We start from the raw sequence: 22,742 nt of genomic DNA, 5'->3' as shown, positions 1-22,742 counted from the left end.
CCTCGGGGGCCTGGGTGGTCCATATTCTCCACTAAATACAGACCTGAACAAAGGGGTTCCCATGTCTGACGCTGCCCGCAGGATGCGGCTGCTCGCGACCTTCCGCACCGCGCTGCACGCGGCGCCGCGTCGCGCGGTCGTGCTCGCCACCGGACTCGCGGCTGCGCTTGTCCTCGCCCTGCTCACGGCCGCTCCGGCACACGCCAACACGCTCAACGGGGTGTGGCACGACCCGTACGGCGACGACGAGCTGTACGCCTCGCAGCCCACCGAGCGCTCCCCGCGCGATCCGATGGCGGGCGAGAACGTCACGGTCCGGGCGACGACCTGGCCGATCGCCTCGGGCCAGTCGGTCTGGGTCACGTGGAGCGTCAACGGCGTGGCGCAGACCCCGCGCGGCGCGAGCTACGACTACAACTCCGGCAACAACACGTACTGGAAGGTCGATCTCGGATCCTTCTCGCGCGGCGACGACGTGCAGTACACCGTCCGCGCCGACGTGAACGGCGGCGGGCAGCGCGACATCGGCCCCTTCACCTTCGCGACCACCTCGTGGAGCACCGTGACCGACGTGACCGACGTGATCGACAACGGCACGTCGGTGGACATCGTCACGGGCGACAGCGCGGGAGACTTCACCCCCAAGGTGCGCTTCGCCTTCCCCCGTCCCGACGGCTACGACGTGCAGATCGCCCCGACCGGCTCGGGGCTGAGCCTGAGCGGGCCGACCGGATACACGCTCACCGACGGCGCCTCGCAGGTGACGATCGCCACGAGCGAACTGGTGCTCAAGATCGACAAGAGCCCCTACCGGCTCTCGGTGTACAAGGGCGACGGCACGACGCTCATCACCCGCCAGTACGACCCGGCGCAGTTCCGCAACATCGGCTGGGCCAGTGACGGCAGCTCGACCGTGACGAAGATCGAAGACCACTACCTGACGCCCGCCGGCGAGCGGTTCGAGGGCTTCGGCGAGCGTTACGATCGGCTCGATCACCGCGGCACCGACGTGCACAACTACGTCTACAACCAGTACCAGGACCAGGGTGCGACTCGGCGCACGTACTACTCGGTGCCCTTCTTCGCGAACTCCGCCGGCTACGGCGTGCACATCCCGAGCACCCGCTACGCGATCTTCAACCTGGCCACCCACCGCTCCGACATGGCCGGGTTCACCGTCGACACGGGCGGCGCACTGGACTCCACGCTCACGTACCAGTTCTTCGCGGGCGATCAGACCGCGATCCTCGACGACTACACCGCCGTGACGGGGCGCCCGCTGCTGCCCCCGAAGTGGGCGTTCGGGCTCTGGGCATCGGCCAACGAATGGAACACGCAGGCCGAGGTCGACGCGTGGCTCGACCAGGTCGACACTTCCGGCATCCCGCACAGCGTGCTCGTCCTCGAGCAGTGGAGCGACGAGGCCACGTTCTACCTGTGGAAGGACGCGCAGTACACGCCGAGCGCGGGGAGCGGCTCGCTCGACTATGCCGATCTGACCTTCCCTGCCGGAGGCGCGTGGACCGATCCGAAGCAGATGATCCAGGATGCCCACGACCAGAACGTCAAGGTGATCCTGTGGCAGATCCCGGTGCTCAAGGAGAACTTCTCCTCGAACCCGTCGACCGCCCCGCAGCAGCATCTCAACGACAAGGCGTACGCCCAGGCGCAGGACTTCCTCGTGAAGGACGGAGCGGGCCAGCCCTACCGCATCCCGACCGGTCAGTGGTTCGGCGACAGCACCGTGCCGGACTTCACGAGCACCGCGGCGACGAGCTGGTGGATGAGCAAACGCCAGTACCTTCTCGACGATCTCGGCGTCGACGGTTTCAAGACCGACGGCAGCGAGGCGCTGTTCGGACGCGACCTGCAGGTGGCCGATGGACGACGCGGCGACGAGATGCACAACGCGTACCCCAACGAGTACACGCGCGCCTACAACGACTACGTCCAGACGAAGACCGACGGCGACGGCACGATCTTCAGCCGCGCGGGCACCTCCGGCGGCCAGAGCCAGTCCATCTTCTGGGCCGGTGACCAGGCCTCGACGTTCGGCGCCTTCCAGGAGGCGGTCCGCGCGGGCCAGAGCGCCGGACAGTCGGGCGTGCCGTTCTGGGCGTGGGATCTGGCGGGCTTCACCGGTTCCTTCCCGAGTTCCGAGCTGTACCTTCGTTCGACCTCGCAGGCGGCGTTCTCGCCGATCATGCAGTACCACTCCGAGAAGGCCGACCCGAGCCCGTCCGAGGCGCGCACACCATGGAACGTGCAAGCACGCACCGGCGACACGAGCGTCGTGTCCACGTTCGCGAAGTTCGCGAACGTGCGGATGAACCTCGTGCCGTACCTCTACACGGAGGCGAATGACAGCGCCACGACCGGGGTACCGATGATGCGGGCGATGAGCCTCGCGTTCCCCGGCGACGCCGCGGCCGCCGCCTACGACCAGCAGTACCTCTTCGGTTCGCAGCTGCTCGTGGCTCCCATCACGACGCAGGGCCAGACCGTGAAGGACGTCTACCTGCCCGCGGGCGAATGGTACGACTTCTGGAACGGCGGACGCGCGATCGGCGACGGCGTGAAGCAGTACTACGCCGGTACGGACAGCATCCCCGTGTACGCCAAGGCGGGGGCCGTCGTGCCGCTCAACCTCAACGACGCCTACCAGCTGGGCGGAACCATCGGCAATGACGTCGACACCTACGACAACCTCACCTTCCGCATCTACCCGGCTTCATCGAGCACCTACGACTACTTCGAGGACTCGGCGAACGCCCACCGCGCGATCTCGGTCACCGCCGACCGCGTGGCACGCACCGTGTCGGTCTCGGCGCCGCCGCTGACCACCGCGGCGACCTATCAGGTGTCGGGGTCGAAGCCGTCCGGCGTCACCGTGGCCGGCTCCGCGCTCTCCGAGGTCGCCTCGGTCTCGGCGCTCGCGTCGGCGAGCACCGGGTGGTTGTGGGATTCGGTGCAGCAGCTGACCTACGTCAAAGTCGGCGCGAGCGCCTCGACCCGCGCGATCGTCCTGAGCAGCGTCGACAAGGCCGCCTACGAGGCTGAGTTCGCGGCGCACACCGCCGTCAGCACCAACACCGATCACCCGGGCCACACCGGTATCGGCTTCGTGGACGGCTTCGCCGAGAGCGGAGACGCCGTGGAGTTCGACGTGTGGGCCGAGGCGAACGGGACGCACCAGCTGCGCTTCCGCTACGGCAACGGCGTGACGTCCTCGGCGGTGCGCACCATCCGGGTCGACGGCACGTCCGTCGGCACCCTCACCCTGCCTTCGACCGGCTCGTGGGACAGCTGGGGCACCGCGTCGATCGGCGCGGCCCTCACCCCCGGCCGGCACACCGTGCGCATCGAGTATGCGAGCGGCAGCGCGGGCGGCATCAACCTCGACAACCTCGTGCTCGCGCGCTGAGCCGGATTCCACGGAGGACATCCATGAACACCCTGAACCTGCGACGACGCGTCGCGAGCGTCGCGATCGCGGCGATCGCCGCGGCATCGCTCACCGCCATCGGCGGATGGGCGGACGCCGAGCCCGCCGCTGCCGCACCCCTGGGCGTGCAACGCGCCCAGTTCACCTCGGGCTCGAGCTACCTCGTCGTCGAGGTGCTGGACGACGACCTGGTGCACTTCGAGCTCGCCGGCGCCGGGACGGCGCCTGGCACCACGAATCCGCTGTTCACCACGCCGCAGGTCGCGAAGACCGACTACGCGGGGCCGAACACCTACACCCGCAGTGGCGGAACGATCGAGACGGCGGGACTGCAGCTCGAGGTCGACACCTCGACGCTGTGCGTCACGTCGACGGATATCACGCGCACGCCCGACCTGGTGCTGCAGACAACGTGTCCGGTCGATCTCACCCAGGCCTGGAAGGGCCTGAACATCACCAAGTCGTCGATGGAGAACGCGTACGGGCTCGGCCAGCAGTTCTTCACCGGCGCGAGTGCCGACGGCGACTGGGTGGGCCGCGTGCGCTCCCCCGGCGGCACGTACGGCAACGCGATGGTCTACGACGCGGAGAACGGGCCCGTCGGCAACACGCAGATCCCGGTGCTGTTCGCGGTCGGCGACGACAACGCCAACTACGGACTGTTCGTCGACCAGCTCTACAAGCAGGAGTGGAACCTGACGGGCGACCCGTGGACGATGCGTACGTGGGGCGACCAGGTGCGCTGGTACCTCATGTCGGGGCCGGACCTGCCCGATCTGCGCAAGGACTACATGGAGTTGACCGGCACTCCGCCCGTGCCTCCCAAGAAGGCGTTCGGCCTGTGGGTGTCGGAGTTCGGCTACGACGACTGGTCGGAGCTGGACAGCACCCTCGCGGGGCTCCGCGCCGCGGACTTCCCCGTCGACGGGGCGATGCTCGACGTGCAGTGGTTCGGCGGCGTCACGGCCGACTCCGATGACACCCGCATGGGCACACTGGATTGGGACACCACGAAGTTCCCGAACCCCGCGGCCAAGATCGCCTCGCTCAAGGCCGACGGCGTCGGAATCATCCCGATCGAGGAGTCGTACGTGGGCAAGAACCTCCCCGAGCACGCCGACATGGCGGCGGACGGCTACCTCGTCCGGGCCGGATGCGCGACGTGCGCACCCGCCTACCTGACCGGCAACCCGTGGTGGGGCAAGGGCGGAATGATCGACTGGACGCAGCCCGCCGCGGGCGCCGCGTGGCACGACGAGCAGCGCCAGCACCTCGTCGACGAAGGCGTCATGGGCCACTGGCTCGACCTCGGCGAACCCGAGATGTACGACGCGAACGACTGGACCGCAGGGGTCATCCCCGGCAAGCACGCGCACGCCGAGTACCACAACGCCTACAACCTGCTCTGGGCGCAGAGCATCGGCGACGGGTACGAGCGCAACGATGAGACGGCACGTCCGTTCCTGCTCTCGCGCGCCGCCGCCGGCGGCATCCAGCGCTTCGGCACGGCGATGTGGTCGGCCGACATCGGCTCGACGATGAAGGCGCTCGCCTCGCAGCAGAACACGCAGATGCACATGTCGATGTCGGGCATCGACTACTACGGGTCGGATGTGGGCGGCTTCCGCCGCGAGATGCTCGACGCGGACGCCGACGAGCTGTACACGCAGTGGTTCGCCGACAGCGCCTGGTTCGACACGCCGCTGCGCCCGCACACCGAGAACCTCTGCAACTGCCTGGAGACGACCCCCGACGCGATCGGTGACGTCGCCAGCAATCGGGCCAACCTCGTGCGCCGCTACGGGAACGCGCCGTACACGTACTCGCTCGCGCACCGCGCGAACCTCTACGGAGAGCCGGTCGCGCCGCCGCTCGTGTACTACTACCAGAACGACGACAACGTCCGTGAGATGGGCCACCAGAAGATGCTCGGCCGTGATCTGATGGTCGCGATCGTGGCGGGCTCGGGTGAGCGCGAGCGCGACGTGTACCTCCCCGCGGGCGAGTGGATCGACGTCCACACGAACGAGCGGATCGTCAGCACGGGCCAGTGGATCACCGACGTGCCCCTGTGGCGCAACGGCGTCTTCACGCTCCCCGCCTACGCCCGTGCGGGCGCCATCATCCCGCAGGCGTTCGTCGACGCGGAGACGAAGGACATCACGGGTCTGCGCGCCGACTCGGTCGTCCACGACGAGCAGATCACCACGGTGTACGCGAGCGACACCGCGTCGACCTTCACCCTGTACGAGGACGACGGCGCGAGCACCGCGTACGAGAGCGGCGCCGTGCGTACCACACCGATCAGTCAGTCGATGTCCGGCGGCGTCGCCACAGTCACGGTGGGCGCCGCATCGGGAACCTACGCGGGCGCGCCGTCGTCACGTCCGACCGTCGTCAAGCTCGTCACGGATGGCACGCAGGCCGCATCCGTCACGCTCGGCGGCAGCGCGCTCACCGAGTACGCGAACAAGGCCGCGTTCGACGCCGCCAGCAGCGGCTGGTACAACGCGGGCGGCAGCACGGTGATCGCGAAGGCGGCGAGCAGCTCGGTCGCATCGGACAAGACGTTCGCGTTCACGCTCGGCGAGGAAGCCGTATGGGCGACGTTCGCGTGCGAGTTCGCGACGACGACCTTCGGCCAGTCGGTCTACGTCGTGGGCAACATCCCGCAGCTGGGCAACTGGTCGCCGGCAAGCGCGATCAAGCTCACGCCGAGCGCGTACCCCACCTGGACGGGCGTGATCGGCGACCTCCCGCCGTCGAGCGCGATCGAGTGGAAGTGCATCAAGCGCCAGGAAGCCGTCAATCCGAACACCGCGGACGCCTGGGAACCCGGCGGCAACAACATCCTTAACACGCCACCGTACGGCTCGGCAGGAATCACGACCGGCGCGTTCTGACGCCCCGTCCCCCGACCGCGAGGCTGCCGGGACGGCGGCCTCACGGTCGGGGGCTTCGGGGGTCCGGTCGGGATGCGCCACCTGTGATCTCTCGCAGCAGACGGGGCCCGAGTGACGGATCGAGCGCCCCGGTGCGCGCTTCTATACGCTCGGCCACGCTCCGATACTCGGGGTAGGCGCGGCCGAGCGGTTCCCCGGTGACGGGATCGCGACCCACCCCGCCCAGGGGCTGGAGCTGGGGTTCGGAGACCTGATCACCCACGCTGATCCGCGCGCCGCCGAGCGTGGCGATTCCGGCGCCGAGCCAGCGACCCGGCGGGGTGCCGTCGGCGTTGTCATCGCGCCTCAGCGGGCTCGAGAGCGAGCGATCGCCATCGCCTGCCGCGACGATGCGCAGCAGGTACTTGCACCCGTCGCCCGCATAGATCACCCGCATCGAAACCGTCACTTCAGCGAGGCGCGCCGACAGGTGTACCCGATGCGCTGGATTCTCTTGCGGACGCACAACAGGAGCGTTACCTTTTGCGACAAGAGACTTAGTTGGTCCACTCACTTAGTAGGCACGGCGAAGTCATGACAAAGGAGGTCACATGTCCCCCGTACTGGAACTGCAGGACGAGAAGATCGAGGCTCCGACGTCCGCGAGCAGCAACTGGAGCTGGTTCTCGTGCAACGACGACCCCGACCCGAGTGAGGCCAGCCTCTTCGCCTGTTGAGACAGCCTCACCAACCAGAAGCCCTGAGCTGACTGCAGCACTCAGGGCTTCTGGTCGTCCGCAGGTTTGACAGCGAACGGTATTGCAGAACAAAGGAACGTGAATGGACCTCCGCTACCTCGGGTACGCGAAGTCGTCGAGCCCGTTCTACACGACGGCACCCGGCGGAGCGGCGACGACTTTTGGCATCGAGTGGCTGCCCTCGACCTGGCTGCGAGGCTCGAGCGGCCCCTGGGTCATGTGCACCCCGGCGGACGTAGAGCTGCGCCAGCAGGGCTGGAAGATGCACGTCAGCGCGACCCCGGACAACGCCCGAGAAATCCTGATTGTTGCGGCCGGCATCTGCGTGCGAGAGCGCGTCCCGTTCAAGTTCCTCGGGACCCGCGAGCAACTCATCACACGCAACTCGAAGAGCGCGGACCGCAGCGCAAGCGGGAAGTTCATCACCATCTATCCTCGCGATGACGGGCAACTCGCCTCCCTTGCGCAGCAGCTCGACGACGAGATTGGCGGGATGCCAGGCCCGTTCATCCTTAGCGACGTCAGATACCACGACGGCCCCGTGTTCTTCCGATTCGGTGGGTTTCGGCCGCTCCAGAAGATGGACCAGCGCAACGCCGGCATGTCGTATCTCATCGACCCCAACGGCGAGTTGGTCGAGGACTCCCGAGTTCCGATCTTCCGCGCACCGAAATGGGCTCGCACTCCCCCGATCGTCGAGGAGAGCATCGCTGCGCAGACCGCGCCAGGCGACAAGGGCGCGCTGGGCGACTACGACCAGATCAAGGCGCTGCACTTCTCCAACAGCGGAGGCGTGTACCGAGCCACGACCGCGGACGGGACAGTTACGGTCCTCAAGGAAGCTCGGCCCCACGCCGGGCTCGACCGGACCGGTCGCGACGCGCTCGCGCGCCTCGACCAGGAGGCGGCCAACCTCCGAGCACTCGAAACAACGGGCGTCGCACCGCGCCTTCTGCGCCAATTCGGTGTGTGGGAGCATCGATACGCCGAGATCGAATACGTCGAGGCCACGACGCTGAAGCGGTGGAACGTGCAGAACCACCCGTTCTCGAACCGCATCACGGTCGACCAGATCGAGGACTACACCTTCGAGCTGATGGGAATCCTCCACCGGATCGTGGCGGCAGTCGGTCGCTCGCACACCGAAGGCGTCGTCGTGGGCGACCTCCATCCCTCCAACATCCTCATCCAGCCCAGCGGTCAGGTGAAGCTCATCGATCTCGAAGATGCTCGCGCACCCGATGAGATCGGCGCGGCGCCGTTCAACGCATTCGGGTACGAGGCGCCGGCGGGCCTCACCGCAGCCCAGGCCGATTGGTACGGGGTCACCCGGCTGATCGCCGCGGCGTTCTACGTCGCATCCCCCGTCGACGTCCTCTCCCCACCGTTCTGGGGAACCGCCCGGGACTGGATCTCGCGCCGATTCGGGTCGCGCCCGATCGCACTGCTCGACGAGATCGAAGACCGTGCCGGCAAGTCGTCCGGCGCGACGACCTTCACTCCGCGGGCGCGCATCGCGCCGTGGCCTCGGAACGTCGCCGGCGTCGACATCGATCAGGCGAAGCAGACGATAGCGGCCGGTATCCGGCCGGTGGTAGAGCCCCCCTTCGATGGCGGATACCCCGGGGACATCCGACGGTGGGACGGCACCGGATATCTCGATGTCGCTACCGGCACCGCAGGCGTATTGCTCGCTCTCTCTCGTGCCGGGAGTCCGGCTGTGGAAGCGCACGAAGACTTCGCCCGCGCCGCGGCACGCGAGTACCGGAGGATGCCGTTCGGTCTGCTCCGCGGGTCCGCGGGTCTGGTGGCGGCGCTTCAGGAGACAGGGCACGGTGCACTCGCCGAAGCCGTCCTCCAGCACGTCGAGGGGCACCTCGCGTCGGTGAGAGAAGTCGACCTGGCGGACGGCCTTGCAGGCATCGGGCTGGCGCTTCTGAGATTCGGCGCCCGTTTCGATGACCCCGCGCGCATCGCCATCGCGCAGAAGGTCTCCGAAACCATCATCGACCGGCTCTTCACCTCGCCGTCGCCCCGCACCACGGACGCTCTCGACGCATCCGCCGGGCTTCTCCAAGGGTGGAGCGGACCAGCGCTGCTCCTCGCCGAAATGGCGAAGTTCACGCAGCAGGCTCGCTATCTCGACTTCGCCGAGCGGGCTCTCGAAGCCGACCTCGCCAACACCGTGTGGACGGATGACGGGGCGCTTCACGCGTGGGAGCGCGCAGGCAATCGCTCGCTCCCCTATCTGTCCAGAGGGACAAGTGGCATGCTCTTACCGCACGTCGCGATCACTGAGCTCTCCGCCTCGACGTCGAGGGAGGCTCAGATCGACGGCATCCTCGCCGCATGCGACAGCCGCGAATACGCCTTCACCGGACTGTTCAACGGACGAGCCGGCATCGTGGCGTCTCTCGCCTTCGCCGCTTCCCTTCCCGGTGCGGCAGAGATCATGAACCGCCAGCTCGAGGACCTGTTCGATCTCGCGCTCGAGTGGGACGGCGAGCTCGTCTTCCCCGGAGACAACTACCTGCGGCTCTCGATGGACCTCAGCACCGGGTCCGCCGGAGTGCTCGCCGCTCTGACCGCGGCCGAGCAGGCAGCCACCGTGCCGTGGCTACCCATCATCGACGCAGGCCGTCCACCCACCGCTCCGAACGGGCCGCCGGATCTCGCAGCCGCCGCTCCTGTTCCCACATCCCCCGTCTAGGTCGAGGAGGCCTCATGCCGAAGATCATCGCCGACCGCATATCGCGCACGTACCGCAGCGGGAAAGGCACGGACGTGCGCGCGCTCGATGAGGTGTCCCTGACCATCGGAGACAGCGGGATGACGGCCATCGTGGGCCCGTCGGGCTCCGGCAAATCGACGTTGCTCCAGTGCCTGAGCGGCCTGGACCTCCCGGACGACGGCTCGATCGTCCTCCTCAACCGGGACCTTCACACCAGCGACGAAGCCGAGATCTCGCGCATCTACCGAGAGAGCGTGGGATTCGTCTTCCAGCAGTACAACCTCGTCGAGTCCCTCACGGCATTCGACAACGTGATCCTGCCGCAGCGTCTGGCCAAGAAGCGCGTTTCCGAGAAAGAGGCACGGGCTTGGTTCGAGCGGCTCGGCCTGCAGTCGAAGACCGGTCATCTGCCGAGCCAGCTCTCCGGCGGTGAGCAGCAGCGGGTCGCTCTCATCCGGGCGCTGTTCAAGCGCCCCGCGATCGTGTTCGCTGACGAGCCCACCGGGGCTCTCGACTCCGAGAACGGACTGCTCGTGTTGGACATCCTCCACGAGCATGCCCAGCGAGGTGTCGCCGTCGTCATGGTCACGCACGATGTCGCCGCGGCGAGCCGCGCGGACAAGGTGATCGTGCTGAGGGACGGCCGTACCGTCCGCCAGCTCGACGACCCGACCCCCGCTGCGATCCTCGACGCGCTCAGCAATGCGCCGCGAGGGCGGGCATCGTGATTCGACTCGCATACTCCTCACTTCGGCATGATGCACGCGCTGTCATCGCGCCGTTCCTCCTGCTCACCGCTGCCGCAGTGCTCCTCTCGATCGCCCTGCACTTCCTCTGGTCGGCGATCACCCCGGCTGGCGCGGCCGCGATCGACGCGGCTCCCTCGGGCACGGCCGGCGCGCTGACCTCGCTCGCGATCGTGCTCATCGTTCTCGGCCTCGGCGTGCCGATCATCGTGACGGCGTCGATCGTCTCGTCGCTTGCGATTCGTGAGAGCGAGACCGTGTATGCGAGCTGGCGGCTGGCCGGAGCGAGCCCGCGCCAGGTCAGGCAGGCCGTGAGGATTCGCTCGTTCCTGGTGGCCGTCCTCGCCGCGCTCGTCGGATATGCGCTTTCGCTGCCGTTCCTGCAGCCTGCCGTGACCTACCTCGTCTCCTCCACCGACATCCCCGTCGACCTTCGGGTGACCCTCGGGGTCGTGCCTTTCGCTGCTCTTATCGTGATCATGTGCCTGCTGACCTTCCTCGGGTCGCTCCGGCCTGCGAAGCGAGCTAGCACCGTCAAACCTGCGGTCCTGTTCTCCGAGAAGCTCAGCACCGGCACACACACCAGGGCGAGGTGGATCCTCGGCGGCATCTTCGGCCTTGCTACGATCGGGCTCGGGGTGCTGGCGCTCGGCACCGACCAGACCAGTGACCGTGCCATGCAGGCGATCTTCGCAGGCTTCTCCCTCATCGTTTTCGTCACGCTGTGCGCGCCATGGCTGCTCCCTCCGCTCACCCAGCTCTGGACGCGGGTCATCAGCGAAGGCAGCGTCCCGGCGTGGTTCCTCGCACGCCGCTACGTGCTGGCGCGCCTGGGGTCCACGACAGCCGCCGTCATCCCCCTCATGATCGCCGCCGCCATGATCGGGGTGTATTTCAGCGTGATCTCGACGTGGGAGTCCGTTCTCGGCCGCGGCCTGTCGGGGGGAAGCTCGAACACGGTGCAGGGCCTCATCCTCTTCGGCCCCGGCGCTGTGCTCGCGATCATCGCCGCCACCTGCAATCTCTTCACCACGGGCGCAGGGAGGGAGAGGTACGAAGGGTCTCTGCGCGCCGCAGGGACCCCGCGGACCATGTCGCAGACGGCGGGGCTCCTGGAGGCAGCGATCTACGCGGTTACCGCCTTCATCCTCAGCGTGCTGATCAGCGCGTTCGCTAGCCTCATGATCGGGCTGCCCGTCGCGCTCACCGGGGGCGGGGCGCACTTCGTGGTGAACGTCGGAGTGATCGCCCTGACGGTGCTTGTCGGTTTCATCCCCCTTGCCGTCTCCATCCGGGTACCCGCGGCCGCGGCATCCAGGAAGAGCCTGGGCACCGTGCTGGCGCCGAGATGAGCCGGCTGCCCTCCGAGGCGCGGCTCCGGGACCTGTGGCCGTACCTCGCGCCTTATCGACGCCGCGTCGGCGTCGCGATGGCGATCGGGTTCGCGGCCTCCGGCGCAACACTCGTGCAGCCGATGCTCGTCTCCGACATCGTCGACGAGGTTGGCACGGGGATCGCCATCGGAACACTCGCCGCTCTCGGAGCCCTGTTCGTCGCAGGCATCGTGCTCGGGGCCCTGCGGCAGGTCATCCTCGAACGCTGCAGTGAGGACTTCGTCCTCGCCATCCGCTCCCGGCTCGTCGAGCATGTCGCGCGGCTTCCCGTCGCGACCCTCCACCGCTCGGCGCACGGCGACCTCGTCTCGCGAGTCGTCACCGACACGAACACCCTTCGGGGCCTGCTCAGCCAAGGCATCGTCGACCTGCTGATCTCCGCCGCCTCCGTCACTGTGGCGCTGTGCATGATGATCGTGCTCGACCCGCTGCTCACGCTCATCGTGGTCGCTGCGCTCCTCGCCGTCGTGGCGGCGATGGCTGTCATCACCCGGAGGTCTCGTCCTGCATCGTTCGCGTTGCAGTCCGCGCTCGGCACTCTGTCGGGGATGGTCGCCGGCACGATTCGGAGCCTGCCGTTGATCCGGTCATCGGTCGCGACGGAGCAGGAGGCCTCGCGCGTCATCTCCGTCGCCGAGGACGCGCGGGCCGTCGGCTACAGGCTTGCCTGGCTGCGCGCGATCGCCGGATCCTTCTCGGGGATCGCGGTCCAGGTGCTCCTCCTCACCGTCGTCGGAGTCGGCGCCCTTCGGGTGGCGACGGGCGAGACGAGCATCGGCGACATGAGCGCGTTCCTGATGTACACCATGATGGTCACCGCGCCCATCGCCGCGGTCGCCGGCGTCCTCACGCGGTTCAGCGAGGCGCTCGGAGCGTTCGGGCGCGTCGCTCAAGTCCTCGAACAGCCTCAGGAGGCGCAGGTCGAAGCCACCGGCGTCCGCGGCGTCGCAACCGGACGCGCTGACGCGGCGTTCGAGTTCGAGGACGTCTCCTTCCGCCACAAGGGCGCCGACCGGCCCTCAATCAGCGGGCTCACCCTCGCGATCCCCGCACGTCAGTTCACCGCCGTCGTCGGCCCGTCCGGAGCCGGGAAGTCGACGCTCTTCCACCTCCTCGAACGGTTCTACGACGCGACGGAGGGCCGCCTGCGATTCTTCGGCGACGACGTCCGCGGCCTCGAACGAGACGCCGTCCGGCGGCGGGTCGCCTACGTGGAGCAGGGCGGCCCCGTCGTCCCCGGGACGATCGGCGATAACCTCCGCATCGGCCGGCCCGACCTCCAAGACGCCGAGTGCGTCGCTGGTCTCCTGGCGGTGAATCTCGCTCGGAACATCGAGGACGGTCACGAGCTCCTCTCGCGGCAGGTCGGCGAAGCGGGAGCGTTGATGAGCGGGGGCGAACGCCAGCGTCTGGCGATCGCGCGGGCGCTCTTGCGCAACAGCGACGTCATCCTCCTCGACGAGGCCACCTCGAATCTCGACAGCGCCAACGAGCATCTCGTGCAGGACGCTCTCACCGTCGCAGGTCAGGGCCGAACGCTCGTCGTCATCGCCCACCGCCTGTCCACGGTGATCGCGGCAGACAACATCGCAGTGATGGAAGCAGGGCGGCTCGTCGCCTTCGGACCCCACGACGAGCTTCTCGCCACCTGCGATCTCTACCGCGACCTCGCCTCGAGGCAGCTGCTGCGCGCCGCCTGATCAGCCCTCAGAGCAGGTCGCGGACGGAGTGGGCACGGCCGCCGCGCGCCCCGAGCGTGCTCCCGCCGCTCACATCGAGAATCGCGCCCGTGGTCCGCGCTGACGCGCTGGAGACGAGGAAGAGGACCGCGTCGGCGATGTGCTTCGGCTCGGCAACGCCGCCGAGCACCGAGAAGCTCGACATGTACGCCAGCGCCTCCTCGTTGGCGAACGCCGGGTGCCCATTGTGGGTGAACCCCGGGATGATCGCGTTCACCCTGATCGCACGGTCGGCGACGGCCTCGGCCATATTCCTGGTCATGGATTCAACGGCCGCCTTGCTCATCGCGTAGATGATGTCGCCAGGACTGGAGAAGTGCGCGCTGGCGGACGACACGTTGACGATGCTGGAGCCACGCGACATCTTCGGAACGAGCTGCTGCGCGAGGAAGAACGGCGCGCGGGTGTTCACCGCGAAGTAGGCATCGAAGTCGGCGAGCGTCGCTGTGCTGAATGATGGTCCGAGGAGCTTCGCCGCATTGTTGATGAGCGCGCGGAGGCCGAGCACATCGGGCCGACTCAGCTCCTCGGCCGCCGCCTCGAGGACGACGGCGATACCCTCGGCTCCGCTCAGATCCGCAGCGACGACCCTGCACCGGCCTCCTTCGGCGGCCACATCCGCCGCCAGCGTCCGGGCACCCTCCGCATCGACATGGAACTGCGCCAGCAAGTCGTGTCCTGCCCGCGCCAGGGAGACGCAGATCTCGCGCCCGATGCCGCCTGTGGCACCGGTCACGACAGCGAGCGGACGCCCGCTCATGCGAGAGACCCTTCTGGTTGCACCACAGCACGCCCGGTGAACGTTGCGCAGACCGACGCCGCCTGCGAGACGGCGCCGGCGAACGCGCCGTCGGCGCCGAAGCTCAGCCGGCACACGGCGCCCTCGCCCTCCTCGATGTACGCCCTGAACTCAGCCGACAGCGCATCCACACGGTCGGCTCCGAGAGACAGGACGCTCTGCTCGATGGACACGATCACGGCCATGGCCGACATGTGGTCGGTGGAGTGGTCGGTAACGAGCGGGTCGCTCTCGTCAACGAAGATCGGCCCGGCATAGTCCCAGTTGGACTCCACGTCCTGCGGCTCGGGCGCCGTCAACCTGCGAACCCGCTCGTAAGCCCGCCGCGAGATCACACGCACGGCGGCCGCCCCCGTGGCCGCTCCGCTATTGGCCATCAGGTCGAAGGTGAGCCTGATAGAGGGAGATCGAGTCGGCACTTCGTGATCGCCGACCCCCTCCCGGACGACCACCGCTCCTCCTTCCGCGGCCAAATCGTGGGGCCGCTCGAACGACCAGGAGCTGCGCTCGAGCGAGATGGAAGAGAGCACGAACGCGTCCCCCTCCGGAACTCCGAGACGGGAGTGCACATAGAAGATGCCAGCCTGCCGCTGCACCTCGATGAGGTCGGCAAGACGGGCGCCTGCGAGATCGGCGGGGTGGCTGAACTCCAGGTGGAGGTCGCTCTCGGCACGCGGTCGGGGATAGCGGACCCAGACGTTGTCCGGATTGCGTTTGTGCACCAAAGAGGGAGGTATCGGTCTGTACGCGGCTTCAGAGCACTCCGCGATGATCGACACGTCCACGTGCTTTACGCCCGCGACGACCCGGTGAGCAGTAAAGCGATCGCGCCCCGAGCCGACCCTACCCGTCTCGGCAGCGAAGCCCACTTGTCTTCGAGGCCGGCGAGCGTCTGCGCTCCCACGAAGATCTCGTTCACGAGCTCGGCGGCCGCGTCCGGGGCCAGGCCGGGTGACATCGAGCCGTCTGCGATGCCGTCTTCGATGATGCCTCTGGCCACGGTGACCCAGTCCCGGTAGGGCGAGCTCGCTTTCGCGTCGAGTCCTGTCGCTGGCTGCATCGACAACCGGATTCCTGCCTGCACGAGCTCGTCGGTCGCCACCAACTTTCCGAGACCCTCGAACAGCCTCAGCATCCGCTCGAGAGCGGTGCCCTCGTGGGACACGGCCGAATCGAGAACGGCGCGCATGCGTTGCTGCTGCACATCGAGGACCGCTTGCGCGACGTCCTCTTTGTTGCCGAAGTGGAAGTACAGGGCACCCTGGCTGATGTCAGCGGCTTCGGCGATGTCTTTCAGCCGCGCCTCGGAATAAGCCAGACGGGAGAACACCTGGCCGGCTGCCACGAGTAGGGCCTGCTGCGTCTCCAGCCCATGCGGTCGCTTTACGCGGGTGCGTTCGTCCGTCATCGGGTCTCCTTGGCAGCGTTGTCGGCCGAGCATAGCAAGTTAGTCGCCCAGCTCAGTAGTCGGGATGCGACCTACCGCTTCTCCACCCGGCGCTACGGACCGCGCGAAGCCTCGGCGGCAGGGGCCCGCCTGAACAATCCGCTCGCAGCAACGAGAAAAGGGCCCGCCTACGGCGGACCCTTTCTCATTCCGGTCGGGATGACAGGATTTGAACCTGCGACCCCTTGACCCCCAGTCAAGTGCGCTACCAAGCTGCGCCACATCCCGGAGCCGCCCGCGCGCGGGCAACTCAACCATCTTAGCCGGTCCGAGAGCGTGCCGCGAACGCGGCGGGTGGCGCACGGGGTGGATGTGTGTCCACGGCCGGGAGTACGGTCACGACATGAGCGAGATCCAGGTGCTTCCCGCGACGAGCGCGCGCTTCGACGAGGTCGAGAACGCCCTCACCGGCGGCGGCGACGGCCGGGCGTGTCAATGCCAGTGGTGGATGATGTCGGGCAGCCGCTTCAGCGCGCTGAGTGTCGAGGAGAAGACCGAGCTCCTGCGTGAGGAGACGGCCGCATCCGTCCCGCCGGGCCTCGTCGCCACGGTCGACGGCGTCGGCGCGGGCTGGGTGCGCGTCGGACCGCGCCCCGACCACGAGCGGCTCGCGCGCACGAAGCTCTATGGCAAGACCTCCCCCGAACCCTGGACCGACGCAGGCACCTGGGCCATCAGCTGTTTCTCCGTGCGCAAGGAGTTCCGCGGGCAGGGACTCACGCGCCGCCTGCTTGACGCGGCCATCGCCTTCGCCCGCGAGAACGGCGCGCGCCTCGTCGAGGCCTACCCGGTCGACACCGCCGAGGCCAAGACCTCGTCCAACGAGCTCTTCCACGGCGCCCTCACGACCTTCCTCGACGCGGGGTTCGTCGAGACAGCGCGACCCCGCGCCGACCGGCCGATCGTCGCACTCGACCTCGGCTGAGCCCGCATCCGCCAGGATGGAGGGATGACGGATGCGGCTTCCCCCGTTCGGGTCGACTCGTGGCTCTGGGCCGTCCGCGTGTACAAGACACGATCCGCCGCCACGATTGCATGCCGCGCCGGCCACGTCCGCATCGGCGGCGACCGCGCGAAGGCCGCGCAGCTCGTGCGCCCCGGCGATGAGGTGCGCATCCGCATCTCCGGCTTCGACCGCATCCTCGTCGTCCGCCAGACGATCGTCAAACGGGTCAGCGCACCCCTCGCCGCCCTCGCCGCGGAAGACAAGACGCCCCCACCACCCCCGCGCGAACTGACCGCGTTCGTGCCGGTCCGAGACCGCGGCGCGGGGCGTCCAACCAAGCGCGAGAGGCGCGATATCGACCGGCTCCGAGGGCGTTCCGCCGACGACTGATCGGGCCCCGGCGATGTCGGAGGTCGGTGCCAGACTTCAGGCATGAAGGATACGGCGGAGATGAGCCCCGAGGACGCCGAAGCGGCGATGCTCGAGGGCCTGCTCGCCGGCGTCGAGAAGACCCGCGCATCCATCGCCGCGCTCGAAGCACTCGAGCTGAATCTGCTCGCGACCGCCCGCCGGATCGCCGCCGACCGCACCTCTCGCCTGTCCGATCCGTCGGCCCGGGCGCACGAGATGCCGCTGCGCGACATCGCTGCGGAGTTCGCTACGGCTCTGCACGCGAACGACCGCGGCATGCAGAACGAACTGCACGACGCCGCCGACATCGCCCGCCGGCTGCCGCGCTCCCTCGCCGCCCTTGCTGAGGGCCGCATCTCGCGCCGCCATCTGCGCGCGATCCACGAGGCCTCCGCCGGGCTCGACGGCCCCGAGCTCACGGCCTACGACGAGCGTGCCGCAGCGGCCGCCTCCGAGATGTCCGTCAACCGTCTGCGCCCGATCCTCCGCCGGCTGGCCGAGCAGGCGCAGCAGCGCCCGCTCACGGAACGCCACCGCGAGGCCCGTGCACACCGCGGTGTCTTCGTGCGCGATCTGGCCGACGGCATGGCCGAGCTCACCGCCGTCCTTCCCGTCATCGAGGCTCACGGCGCACACGACCGGCTCACGCGGATGGCACACCTCGTGCGTGACGCCCACGATGCCGAGGCCGATCCGCGCACGATCGACCAGCTGCGCGCCGATATCCTCAGCGATCTCCTGCTCACCTCGACCGCCGCCGACACCGCCGACGCCCCACATGCGGGCATCGACGCCGTGCAGGCGCACGTGCGCGTGACGATCCCCGCCACTGCGCTCCTCGGCACGGCGGATGCGGGCGCCGAGCTCATCGGTGTCAGCCCCGTCGACGCCGAGACCGCGCGCCGGCTCGCCGGGGGTGCCGCCGCGTGGACGCGCGTGCTGACCCATCCGGTCACGGGCAACGTGGTGGGCGTCGACCGATACCGGCCCAGCGAAGACCAGCGGCGCCTGCTGCGGGTGCGGGATGAGCGGTGCCGGTTCCCCGGATGCCGCATGCCCGCCCACCGCTGTGACATCGACCACACGGTCGATTGGGCCCACGGCGGAACCACGCACGTCGACAATCTCGCGCACCTCTGCCGACGACATCACTCGCTCAAACACGCCTCGCCGTGGCGCGTCAGGCTCGGGCCGGACGGCGTCCTCGAGTGGACCAGCCCGCAGGGCCGACAGCATCACGATTCCCCCGCATCCCGTGTCGTCTTCACGGACGCGGCCGACCCGCCCTTCTAGCGAAGGTCACCCTCGGATCGCCCTGACAATGAAACGACGTTCAGCCCGCAACGGGCCGGAACCCGTAAGACGATGCTCGCTCTCGCCTGCACACGGATATGGAGAGCATGTCGCGACGTGCGATCAGGCCTTCCCGTTCTTGCCGTTGAGCTCATCGAGCAGTGCTTCGAGCGAGGCGAACTCGATCGCGTCATCATCATCGTCGTCGTCGTCCGCGTCGTCATCGACGTAGAGTTCGTCGAGCCGGAAGTCGGCGTCGAGCTGAGCGCGGATGAAGACCTCGGGCGATTCGCGGGGCACGGGGAACGACACCAGGTACGCGTCCGGGACGACCGCCACCCACTCGATCACGAGGTCCTCGCACCCGACGGGACGCCCGGCGACCGGCCCGAATCCGTCCTCGATCTCCTCGAGGATCTCATCGAGCAGACGCTCCCACTGCGGGAGGCTCATCGCGAGGAACGCCTCCGCCGCGGCGATGAGGGTGGCCGGTTGGACGGGCTCGGCGCCCAACTCGTCGTCGAGGGGATCGAACTCCGGCTCGGGGTCGAGATTGATCGATACGTCGTACCCGGCGGCGGTGAGCCGCGCGGGTCCGCGGACAACTCCCTCCTCCTCGACGGGATCGACGAGCAGGCCTGCGGCACGAACCGCGCGCAACAGCGCAGAGGGCTGATCGTTCATGAGTCCGTTCGATCCTGGGTCGGTACGCCTGAATCATCCGATGTTCCGCACGCCCACGCCAGCCGCGTGAGGTGGTAGCTCCACCCCTCCTCGTGCTCATCGGCGAGCGTCGGCGGCACATCCGCACGGCGAAACCCCGTCTCCGTAATCGTCACGGAGGTCGCGGAGCCACGAGGCTCCAGCGCGAACCTCACCTCCAGCGGCGCCGCCCATCCGTCCTCCCGCCAGCGGAACGCAAGAAGCTCCGGCTCTTCGCAGCGCGTGACGAACCCGTGAGCCTGCCGCTGCTGCGCCGCCTCAATCCAGGTCTCGACGAGCGGCGCGCCGACCACGGCGTCGAAGCGCAGATCCGGCCACCACTCCGCCCGATCGACGGTGAGCGCGCGCCAGACGACATCCGGGGTGGCCGCGACAACGAGCGCGACGGAGACGGAATCCCGCGAAGCACTCACCGAGGCTCAGCCCTCGAGAAGGTCCAGCAGCCAACGCGTACCGCGGACGGAGGCACCGACGGCCTCACACCGTGCCGCGAGCTCGCGGTCGCTCGTGACGACGGTGACCCGAGCACCCCACTCCGCCTCCTCGCGCGCCGTCCAGACGATCGCGTCGTCGCCCGCGGCCTCGGCGCGGATCACCAGCACGTCCGGAGTCCGGTAGGACGCGGCGTAGAGAACCTCGGCGCCCGGCGCGGCCTCGCGGGCCTTCCCCTCCAGCACGACCTTGATCTGCGGGTACCAGCGGTCTTCCGCCAATCCCAGGGCATCGCCGGGGATCCCACGCACGGCCAGGCCGCGGAGCCGCTCGACGAGCCGCTCGGCCGCGCCCGCGCGGTCCTTCCACCAGCCGTCCGGCACCGAGCCGATGACGTTCGCCGCATCCACCACGATCTTCGGCCGCACGGCCAGCAGCTCTCGCAGCCGCGGCCAGGATGCGGCGAAGCCGGGGTGCAGCGGATAGTCGTCGACGTCGGCGACCGGCACCCACGACAGCTCCACGCTCTCGGGGTCGCTGATCACCGGATCGAACGCATCCACCACATCCGCCAGCACCGTCGCGTACGACCAGTAGCCGAGGTCGAACACGCTCATGAGCCGGGGCCGGACCGCACCCTCGGGCACACCCGCTTCCTCGGTCGCCTCGCGCAGCGCACCGTCCAGAGCCGACTCGCCCTCGTGGCGCGCCCCGCCCGGCAGGGCCCACGTGCCGCCGTGGTGGCTCCACGACACACGGTGCTGCAGCAGCACTCCGCGCACCTGGTCGACCGCGAGAAGCCCCGCGGCCCCGAAGCGGCCCCAGTAGCGCTCCCCCGTCGGGGCGACGACCCAGGCATCCCCCGGATCCCGCGGTCCCAGCGGCCGGCGCGGCTCTCCGGGGGCGGGGGGTTCGATCGTCACGCTGACAGCCTCGCACACTGTGAGGATGCCGACGCGACCGTCGACGCATTCGGGAGAGCCGACCCGCCCGATACACCCCCACCCGGGTCGGGGCAGGGACCGACGCGCGCGACTGTGGGCACCCACAACGCCGGTGGCAGGGAAATCCGACGAGGACTGTTATTCCACAACATATGGGTTCGACACCGCGCCGCGACCCTACATACAGTGGTCACACCACCGCAGATCACCTTCACCCCACGGCTAGAAGGAGCCTGCATGTCCACGTCCACCACCGCTCGCTCGATCTCCGTCGCCCCCACGATCGACGAGTACCTCTCTCGCGGAGACTGGCGCGTCAACGCCAACGCCAACCAGGGATACTCCCTCGGCGGCATGATGCTCAACACGTCCGGCAAAGTCATCGCCAACTACTGGCTCGATCAGGTGTACGCACCCGAGGCGGGCGCCGCGCACCGCGACGGTGACATCCACATCCACGACCTCGACATGTTCGCCGGCTACTGCGCCGGCTGGTCACTGCGCACCCTCCTCGAGCAGGGCTTCAACGGCGTGCCGGGCAAGGTGTCCTCCGCTCCGCCCCGCCATCTGTCGAGCGCGCTCGGACAGATGGTCAACTTCCTCGGGACGCTCCAGAACGAGTGGGCGGGCGCACAGGCGTTCAGTTCGTTCGACACCTACCTCGCCCCGTTCGTGCGCCTCGACGACCTCGATGCCGAGGCCGTGCGGCAGGCGATCGAGGAGTTCGTCTTCAACCTCAACGTTCCCTCCCGCTGGGGCACCCAGACGCCCTTCACCAACCTCACCCTCGATTGGACGTGCCCGGACGACCTCGCCGACCAGCGCCCCATGATCGGTGGCCGGGTGTGCGACTTCACGTACGGCGACCTCGCCCCCGAGATGGCGATGATCAACCGGGCGTTCATCGACGTCATGACCGCCGGCGACGCCGACGGCCGGGCCTTCACCTTCCCCATCCCGACCTACAACATCACGAAGGACTTCGACTGGGACGACCCCGCCGTCGACGCCCTGTTCGCCATGACCGCCAAGTACGGGCTGCCCTACTTCCAGAACTTCGTGAATTCCGACCTCGATCCGCACATGATCCGGTCGATGTGCTGCCGCCTCCAGCTCGACCTCACCCAGCTGCTCGCCCGCGGCAACGGCCTGTTCGGCTCGGCGGAACAGACCGGATCCCTCGGAGTGGTCACCGTGAACTGTGCGCGCCTCGGCTACCTGCACCCGGGCGACGAGGCGGGTCTCATCGCCCGCCTCGACGAGCTGCTCGAGATCGCCCGCGACAGCCTCGAGGCCAAGCGCGTCGTGATCCAGCGGCACATCGACGGGGGCCTCTTCCCCTACACGAAGCGCTACCTCGGCACGCTCGACAACCACTTCTCCACGATCGGCGTCAACGGGCTCAACGAGCTCGTACGCAACTTCACCGGCGACACGGACGACATCACCTCGGCGGCGGGACACGCCCTCGTCGCCCGCATCCTGGAACACATCCGCGACCGGATGGTGGAGTTCCAAGAGGCGACCGGCACGATGTACAACCTCGAGGCGACCCCGGCGGAGGGCGCCACGTACCGCTTCGCGAAGAGCGACATCGCCCGCTACGACGGGATCCGCCACGCCGGCACCGACGACAACCCCTACTACACGAACTCCTCGCAACTGCCGGTGGGCTACACCGACGATGCGTTCGAGGCGCTCGCGCTGCAGGAGGACCTGCAGCAGAAATACACCGGCGGCACCGTGCTCCACCTGTACATGGGCGAAGCGGTCTCCTCCGCCGCTGCCTGCCGCACGCTCGTGCGGCGCGCGCTCGAGAAGTTCCGGCTGCCGTACATCACCATCACGCCGACGTTCTCGATCTGCCCGCGCCACGGCTACCGCTCCGGCGAGCACCTTCTCTGCCCGGAGTGCGGCGCCGACTGCGAGGTGTGGACGCGGGTCATGGGCTACTTCCGCCCCGTGTCGTCGTTCAACGTGGGCAAGAAGGGCGAGGCCGCCGAGCGCGTCGCGTTCGCCGAGTCGCGCTCCCTCGCCGCCGCGGCGGTGTGA

At 68.5% G+C, this 22,742-nt stretch carries 18 protein-coding genes and 1 tRNA gene; 11 read left to right on the top strand and 8 right to left on the bottom strand.

The genetic code is table 11. The annotated features are described in order from the left end of the window. The first annotated feature begins 61 nt into the window (after nt 1-61). Nucleotides 62-3,424: a TIM-barrel domain-containing protein gene (locus ACYVJS_RS10715; protein WP_460739932.1), complete on the top strand. Its 3,363-nt coding sequence runs from the start codon at nt 62-64 to the stop codon at nt 3,422-3,424. 23 nt (nt 3,425-3,447) lie between these two features. Then, entirely contained in the window at nt 3,448-6,348 is a 2,901-nt protein-coding gene (locus tag ACYVJS_RS10710; protein WP_460739931.1) for a TIM-barrel domain-containing protein, read from the top strand. Between the two features lie 40 nt (nt 6,349-6,388). On the opposite strand, the gene ACYVJS_RS10705 is transcribed toward ACYVJS_RS10710, so the two are convergent. Beyond that, nucleotides 6,389-6,796, bottom strand: coding sequence for a relaxase domain-containing protein (locus ACYVJS_RS10705; protein ID WP_460739930.1), 408 nt, complete (start codon nt 6,794-6,796; stop codon nt 6,389-6,391). A gap of 142 nt (nt 6,797-6,938) precedes the next feature. Here ACYVJS_RS10705 and ACYVJS_RS10700 point away from each other — a divergent pair, with 142 nt between their 5' ends. From ACYVJS_RS10700 to ACYVJS_RS10680, 5 genes are all read left to right on the top strand, one after another. Continuing rightward, the gene (locus tag ACYVJS_RS10700) at nt 6,939-7,064 is read left to right on the top strand and encodes a hypothetical protein (protein ID WP_460739929.1); all 126 of its coding nucleotides are present in this window, start codon (nt 6,939-6,941) and stop codon (nt 7,062-7,064) included. 103 nt (nt 7,065-7,167) lie between these two features. After that, entirely contained in the window at nt 7,168-9,795 is a 2,628-nt protein-coding gene (lanKC, locus tag ACYVJS_RS10695; RefSeq protein WP_460739928.1) for a class III lanthionine synthetase LanKC, read from the top strand. Nucleotides 9,796-9,809: 14 nt separating this feature from the next. Then, entirely contained in the window at nt 9,810-10,544 is a 735-nt protein-coding gene (locus ACYVJS_RS10690; protein ID WP_460739927.1) for an ABC transporter ATP-binding protein, read from the top strand. Beyond that, complete coding sequence (locus ACYVJS_RS10685; protein ID WP_460739926.1) at nt 10,541-11,914, top strand: FtsX-like permease family protein; 1,374 nt, start codon at nt 10,541-10,543, stop codon at nt 11,912-11,914. Before ACYVJS_RS10690 ends, ACYVJS_RS10685 begins: the two co-directional genes overlap by 4 nt. Beyond that, entirely contained in the window at nt 11,911-13,656 is a 1,746-nt protein-coding gene (locus ACYVJS_RS10680; protein ID WP_460739925.1) for an ABC transporter ATP-binding protein, read from the top strand. The genes ACYVJS_RS10685 and ACYVJS_RS10680 overlap by 4 nt, the downstream gene beginning before the upstream one ends. Before the next feature lie 7 nt (nt 13,657-13,663). On the opposite strand, the gene ACYVJS_RS10675 is transcribed toward ACYVJS_RS10680, so the two are convergent. From ACYVJS_RS10675 to ACYVJS_RS10660, 4 genes are all read right to left on the bottom strand, one after another. Then, on the bottom strand, nt 13,664-14,455 hold the full coding sequence (locus tag ACYVJS_RS10675; RefSeq protein WP_460739924.1) for an SDR family NAD(P)-dependent oxidoreductase: 792 nt from the start codon (nt 14,453-14,455) through the stop codon (nt 13,664-13,666). Continuing rightward, complete coding sequence (locus ACYVJS_RS10670; protein WP_460739923.1) at nt 14,452-15,216, bottom strand: hypothetical protein; 765 nt, start codon at nt 15,214-15,216, stop codon at nt 14,452-14,454. Before ACYVJS_RS10670 ends, ACYVJS_RS10675 begins: the two co-directional genes overlap by 4 nt. A 68-nt stretch (nt 15,217-15,284) precedes the next feature. Further along, nucleotides 15,285-15,902, bottom strand: coding sequence for a TetR family transcriptional regulator (locus tag ACYVJS_RS10665; protein WP_460739922.1), 618 nt, complete (start codon nt 15,900-15,902; stop codon nt 15,285-15,287). Nucleotides 15,903-16,095: 193 nt separating this feature from the next. Continuing rightward, nucleotides 16,096-16,169, bottom strand: a tRNA-Pro gene (locus ACYVJS_RS10660). Nucleotides 16,170-16,284: 115 nt separating this feature from the next. Between ACYVJS_RS10660 and ACYVJS_RS10655 the strand changes: the two genes are divergently transcribed. Genes ACYVJS_RS10655 through ACYVJS_RS10645 form a run of 3 tightly spaced genes read left to right on the top strand, consistent with a single transcriptional unit; the run spans nt 16,285 to nt 18,591 of the window. Beyond that, entirely contained in the window at nt 16,285-16,866 is a 582-nt protein-coding gene (locus ACYVJS_RS10655; protein WP_460739921.1) for a GNAT family N-acetyltransferase, read from the top strand. A 24-nt stretch (nt 16,867-16,890) separates the two neighbouring features. Continuing rightward, nucleotides 16,891-17,277 carry an RNA-binding S4 domain-containing protein gene (locus ACYVJS_RS10650; protein ID WP_460739920.1) on the top strand — a complete coding sequence of 129 codons (387 nt, stop codon included), beginning with the start codon at nt 16,891-16,893 and terminating at the stop codon, nt 17,275-17,277. Between the two features lie 42 nt (nt 17,278-17,319). Beyond that, nucleotides 17,320-18,591, top strand: coding sequence for an HNH endonuclease signature motif containing protein (locus tag ACYVJS_RS10645; RefSeq protein ID WP_460739919.1), 1,272 nt, complete (start codon nt 17,320-17,322; stop codon nt 18,589-18,591). Between the two features lie 123 nt (nt 18,592-18,714). Here the strand turns inward: ACYVJS_RS10645 and ACYVJS_RS10640 are convergent, their stop codons facing one another. Genes ACYVJS_RS10640 through ACYVJS_RS10630 form a run of 3 tightly spaced genes read right to left on the bottom strand, consistent with a single transcriptional unit; the run spans nt 18,715 to nt 20,669 of the window. After that, nucleotides 18,715-19,275, bottom strand: coding sequence for a hypothetical protein (locus tag ACYVJS_RS10640; protein WP_460739918.1), 561 nt, complete (start codon nt 19,273-19,275; stop codon nt 18,715-18,717). Beyond that, nucleotides 19,272-19,727 carry an SRPBCC family protein gene (locus tag ACYVJS_RS10635; RefSeq protein WP_460739917.1) on the bottom strand — a complete coding sequence of 152 codons (456 nt, stop codon included), beginning with the start codon at nt 19,725-19,727 and terminating at the stop codon, nt 19,272-19,274. The genes ACYVJS_RS10640 and ACYVJS_RS10635 overlap by 4 nt, the downstream gene beginning before the upstream one ends. A 6-nt stretch (nt 19,728-19,733) precedes the next feature. Further along, the gene (locus ACYVJS_RS10630) at nt 19,734-20,669 is read right to left on the bottom strand and encodes an NUDIX domain-containing protein (RefSeq protein WP_460739916.1); all 936 of its coding nucleotides are present in this window, start codon (nt 20,667-20,669) and stop codon (nt 19,734-19,736) included. 258 nt (nt 20,670-20,927) lie between these two features. Here ACYVJS_RS10630 and ACYVJS_RS10625 point away from each other — a divergent pair, with 258 nt between their 5' ends. Continuing rightward, the gene (locus ACYVJS_RS10625) at nt 20,928-22,742 is read left to right on the top strand and encodes a ribonucleoside triphosphate reductase (RefSeq protein WP_460739915.1); all 1,815 of its coding nucleotides are present in this window, start codon (nt 20,928-20,930) and stop codon (nt 22,740-22,742) included.

The sequence above is a fragment of the Microbacterium neimengense genome (genome assembly GCF_054782995.1).
Note: the sequence above shows the minus strand (reverse complement) of the source record. Positions and strands in the feature narration are given on the sequence as shown.

Coding starts and splice junctions, on each gene's coding strand:
- ACYVJS_RS10700 (WP_460739929.1), top strand. CDS start 6,939: ATGTCCCCCGTACTGGAACTGCAGGACGAGAAGATCGAGGCTCCGACG.
- ACYVJS_RS10665 (WP_460739922.1), bottom strand. CDS start 15,902: ATGACGGACGAACGCACCCGCGTAAAGCGACCGCATGGGCTGGAGACG.
- ACYVJS_RS10690 (WP_460739927.1), top strand. CDS start 9,810: ATGCCGAAGATCATCGCCGACCGCATATCGCGCACGTACCGCAGCGGG.
- ACYVJS_RS10680 (WP_460739925.1), top strand. CDS start 11,911: ATGAGCCGGCTGCCCTCCGAGGCGCGGCTCCGGGACCTGTGGCCGTAC.
- ACYVJS_RS10715 (WP_460739932.1), top strand. CDS start 62: ATGTCTGACGCTGCCCGCAGGATGCGGCTGCTCGCGACCTTCCGCACC.
- ACYVJS_RS10655 (WP_460739921.1), top strand. CDS start 16,285: ATGAGCGAGATCCAGGTGCTTCCCGCGACGAGCGCGCGCTTCGACGAG.
- ACYVJS_RS10675 (WP_460739924.1), bottom strand. CDS start 14,455: ATGAGCGGGCGTCCGCTCGCTGTCGTGACCGGTGCCACAGGCGGCATC.
- ACYVJS_RS10710 (WP_460739931.1), top strand. CDS start 3,448: ATGAACACCCTGAACCTGCGACGACGCGTCGCGAGCGTCGCGATCGCG.
- ACYVJS_RS10640 (WP_460739918.1), bottom strand. CDS start 19,275: ATGAACGATCAGCCCTCTGCGCTGTTGCGCGCGGTTCGTGCCGCAGGC.
- ACYVJS_RS10645 (WP_460739919.1), top strand. CDS start 17,320: ATGAAGGATACGGCGGAGATGAGCCCCGAGGACGCCGAAGCGGCGATG.
- ACYVJS_RS10650 (WP_460739920.1), top strand. CDS start 16,891: ATGACGGATGCGGCTTCCCCCGTTCGGGTCGACTCGTGGCTCTGGGCC.
- ACYVJS_RS10625 (WP_460739915.1), top strand. CDS start 20,928: ATGTCCACGTCCACCACCGCTCGCTCGATCTCCGTCGCCCCCACGATC.
- lanKC (WP_460739928.1), top strand. CDS start 7,168: ATGGACCTCCGCTACCTCGGGTACGCGAAGTCGTCGAGCCCGTTCTAC.